Origin of the sequence: Microcoleus sp. T3_B1 (genome assembly GCF_036700445.1) — a bacterium.
Lineage (GTDB): Bacteria > Cyanobacteriota > Cyanobacteriia > Cyanobacteriales > Microcoleaceae > Microcoleus.
In genome coordinates this window covers 1-3,482 of the sequence record NZ_JAUBOX010000177.1, presented here as the reverse complement: position 1 = coordinate 3,482, position 3,482 = coordinate 1, and the positions used below count along the sequence as shown (strand labels likewise).

Annotated in this window: 5 protein-coding genes; 4 read left to right on the top strand and 1 reads right to left on the bottom strand. The window is 44.5% G+C overall.

Going from position 1 to position 3,482, the window contains the following annotated elements; translation table 11 throughout:
- Positions 1-211 precede the first annotated feature (211 nt).
- Together QT990_RS35510 and QT990_RS35505 are read left to right on the top strand one after the other, a co-directional pair.
- Positions 212-562, top strand: a complete 351-nt coding sequence (locus QT990_RS35510) for a transposase (protein WP_333466393.1) — start codon at positions 212-214, stop codon at positions 560-562.
- 150 nt (positions 563-712) lie between these two features.
- Positions 713-1,081: an amidase family protein gene (locus QT990_RS35505; protein WP_333466392.1), complete on the top strand. Its 369-nt coding sequence runs from the start codon at positions 713-715 to the stop codon at positions 1,079-1,081.
- Positions 1,082-1,289: 208 nt separating this feature from the next.
- Here the strand turns inward: QT990_RS35505 and QT990_RS35500 are convergent, their stop codons facing one another.
- Complete coding sequence (locus QT990_RS35500; protein ID WP_333148171.1) at positions 1,290-1,982, bottom strand: GDSL-type esterase/lipase family protein; 693 nt, start codon at positions 1,980-1,982, stop codon at positions 1,290-1,292.
- A gap of 80 nt (positions 1,983-2,062) precedes the next feature.
- Between QT990_RS35500 and QT990_RS35495 the strand changes: the two genes are divergently transcribed.
- Together QT990_RS35495 and QT990_RS35490 are read left to right on the top strand one after the other, a co-directional pair.
- Positions 2,063-2,293 (top strand): DNA-directed RNA polymerase subunit omega, encoded by a 231-nt coding sequence (locus QT990_RS35495; RefSeq protein ID WP_015175138.1) that lies wholly within the window; start codon positions 2,063-2,065, stop codon positions 2,291-2,293.
- A gap of 247 nt (positions 2,294-2,540) precedes the next feature.
- The gene (locus QT990_RS35490) at positions 2,541-3,188 is read left to right on the top strand and encodes a hypothetical protein (RefSeq protein ID WP_333466391.1); all 648 of its coding nucleotides are present in this window, start codon (positions 2,541-2,543) and stop codon (positions 3,186-3,188) included.
- Positions 3,189-3,482 lie beyond the last annotated feature (294 nt).

Sequence of the window (3,482 nt, the reverse complement as noted above, 5' to 3'; positions counted from 1 at the left end):
GATAAGTATCAAGGATTTTTTGCCTAAAATCAATCGAATAAGCTTTCATTTTTAACAATGTATGAAGAGGAGTACAAGTAAACGTGTTGTGAATCAACCAGATCGTGCTGTCAAAAAAATTCTATTATGTGTGGTATGGCTTTCGCGTGGCTTTACTGAACCATGTAATTATAGTTCATTTGAGCTGATATTCTCTGTTTGACCCTCACGAGTGAGTGTCAGTAACATCATACCTCATCTTTCTGAGAAAGGCTATAAGATAATTAAGATTGAAAATCTGAATGTGAAAGGAATGATGGCGAATCACAAGTTAGCTGGAGCAATATCTGACCTTGGGTTTTACGAATTCAAGCGTCAACTCGACTATAAGTGTCGAATGTATGGAGCTAATTTGGTACTGGTAGACCAGTGGTTTCCTAGTACCAAAACTTGCTCGAATTGTGGCACTAAAAAGGATATGCCACTAAGCTTTCGGACTTTTGATTGTCCTGCTTGTAGCATATCTTTAGATCGGGATTGGAACGCAAGTCTAAATATTTTAAACTGGGAACCCTCGGCTTGAGGGGGATAGCCTACTTATCTTGGGATAGCCGACTACCCAACAGCGTAGGAAGTGAACACGAATTGTATCTAAAAATGAGTTTAGATAAGTTTAGGTAAGTTTTACGAAGCAGATTTCAGCAGATTCCTACCTGAGATATTGAATCCAAGTTTGAAAGGATATTTCGAGACACTCACACAGCGCGATGCCTTCACTGCCCATATAGATGAGGCATTAGAACCGTGGGATGTATGGCTTTGTCCCGTTGCGGCAACAGCTGCGTTTACCCATCGTCCCGCTTGGAGTGCCGTTGACGTTAATGGCAGATCCTATCCTCATGTAGTGGCAAACGGGGCTTACACCCTGCCTTCTAATCTTAGTGGACATCCTGCCGTGGTAATTCCAATTGGACAAACTCAAAATGGTTTACCGATTGGGATGCAAATTGTTGGTAAGCGGTGGCGTGAAATGGAGTTGTTGGCGATCGCAAGTGCGATCGACAAAGTGGTTGGTAGCTTGCAACACCCACCTGGTTACTGAGAATTTTATCAAGTTTCACTTGATGGTCAAGAATACAATCAGTGGTAGGGTTCGTCAGGTTTGAGATTTTTAATTGGCACGGAAAGTATGAATCGGACGCACCGTTTTTTGCGGGAGTGCATAAGTTGTGAAATTCTTAGTTTGTAGCGGAAATAATGCTAGTTGACGCACCCTACTTCATTTTTACTGATGACTAATGACTACTGAACTAATGACTAATAGAGGCTAGCGGCTCCCAACTTGTCACATCTTCAAATAAAGATTGATAGCCCGCTGCATTGGGATGCAGCCCGTCTGCAATCAGGCGCGATCGCCACCAATCACTGCCCCGATTTACCCATTTATCAAAAATATCTAAATAGGGAATTCCCCGCAACTCACAAGCTAATTTCGTTGCCTCTTTATACCGATATTGGTCAGCATGATTGTAATACAAACAATCTTGAAAAGGCATTTTACTTTCATCCACTGGCACCATCCCGACAAATATCACCGGACAAAGTTGTTGGGACAGGTTTAACAAATGATCCAAAACAGTTTTAAAATGTTCAAAATCAGTGTAGCTGCGCCCCGTAGGCGACTGCACTCTCGCCGAATCGTTGAGGCCTACCGAAAGAATAATCGCATCCGGGACGCGGTTTCTGAGTTCGCCCCGGTGGCGAAACTCGTTTTCGAGCCGCTGGGAGACTTGATAAGCCCGATCGCCCCGAACGCCCAAATTGTATAAAACGTGTCCTGCACTCTCCGGTAACATCCACTGGCGCCGCAATCTTTCTACCCAGCCACCGCCTACACCGTCGCCGAAACCGTAGATTAAGCTGTCACCGAAAGCAACCAATTTGAGGGGATGAGAATTTCCCCGATGCAAGTGACCAAAGGAATAGGCTGTTGCTACCTGCATAAGCAATGATACTCAGTTAATAAATTATGAATCTTGACATACTAGACTAGAATGTAACATTACATAAAGTAGGGAGTCTCATGGTTAAGCGTCCAACCTTCGATTCAACTCAGCTAACTCGTCGGGCGGAAGAGTTGATTAACGGTGCATCCAACCGCTATCGGATTACGGTGCAGGTGGCGAACCGCGCAAAACGCCGTCGCTATGAAGATTTTGACAATATGGATGACCATCAAATGAAACCTGTAATGCGGGCGATATTTGAGATGTCGGACGAACTGACTCAGCCGGAAATTATCGGAGACATCTAGACTTTGGGAGTTTTGGGTTTTGAGTGGTGAATTGCGAGCAATTTTTTCACACTCCACACTCAAAACTTTCTCAAACTAGACTGGCGGGCCTGGGCGAGAAACCCGGTTTCTTCTTAGCTGTCTCGTTGACAAACTTCTGATTTTCCTAAACCGGGTTTCTTTTCCTAAGTCCTAAAATTAGAAACTAGGACATCTGCTTGGGGTAAGTTTATGAAATTATTCTATTTTTGAAATTCTTGTCAAAACCGTGAATAGATTAAAGCAGGGCTTAAGTTTTCTGTTGGTTACTTTGAGTGTAGCGATTTTCACGCTTTTGAGTTGGGTATTGGAATCCGGGGAACTGAGTATGTCGGCTTTGAAACCTTCGCTGCTGCGGAGTTCTGAGTCGGCCTCAGTGCAGCGGGTGGCTCAACAATCTGCGCCGCCACAAGTGAGGGTGCAAGATGCGTGGAAATTGGTGTACGAAAAATTGCCGGATTTGCCGATCGAAAATAACTACATTTCTAAGGAAACAGGAAAAGTCGATCCTACCAATACTTTAGTCGGGCGATTGATTCGATATCACGTATTTGTCAAAGGACGGCCGCCCAATTACCGCTTTGATTGGAAGTTGAGTTTAGCTGACTATTTGGGGGCGACTCCCGATTATTTGGTGGAAAGCGTTTATCCGGGAAAGGACGTTTTGCGATCGAATCCAATGGAACAGGATCGCGCTGCTATTCAAAGGTTAAATAGAGCACAGCGGGATGCTTTGGTTCAAGCTTTGGTTGATGTTTTTACGGAGAATTCCGGGGGTGGGCGCACACCGACGGCGGGGGAAAAACCACAAGGGCGATCGAATTCGCCGGAGATACCCCAGCCGCAGCCGGGAGATGCGAAGTTGCTGGCACCTTAATACTCATGGATACAGAAACCGGGTTTTTTACGGAAATATTGCTGTTGAGCCTTTAACACAGCTAAAAAACCCGGTTTCTTCCGTTTCGTATTTATGGGTAAGTTCTACTAAGGATCGCGAATTAAATAACTTACAATTTTAATTGTTATTGTGGGATGGGCGTCTCGCCCGTCCTTTTTGGACGGGCGGGACGCCCATCCCACAAACTTGTGGAAGTTATTTACAGCGTATTCCAGGTTTATGAAGTACAGTAGCAGCAGCTTGTAAACCAGTTTTTAAAGTGCTTAGGATTGA

Coding starts and splice junctions, on each gene's coding strand:
- QT990_RS35500 (WP_333148171.1), bottom strand. CDS start 1,982: ATGCAGGTAGCAACAGCCTATTCCTTTGGTCACTTGCATCGGGGAAAT.
- QT990_RS35495 (WP_015175138.1), top strand. CDS start 2,063: ATGGTTAAGCGTCCAACCTTCGATTCAACTCAGCTAACTCGTCGGGCG.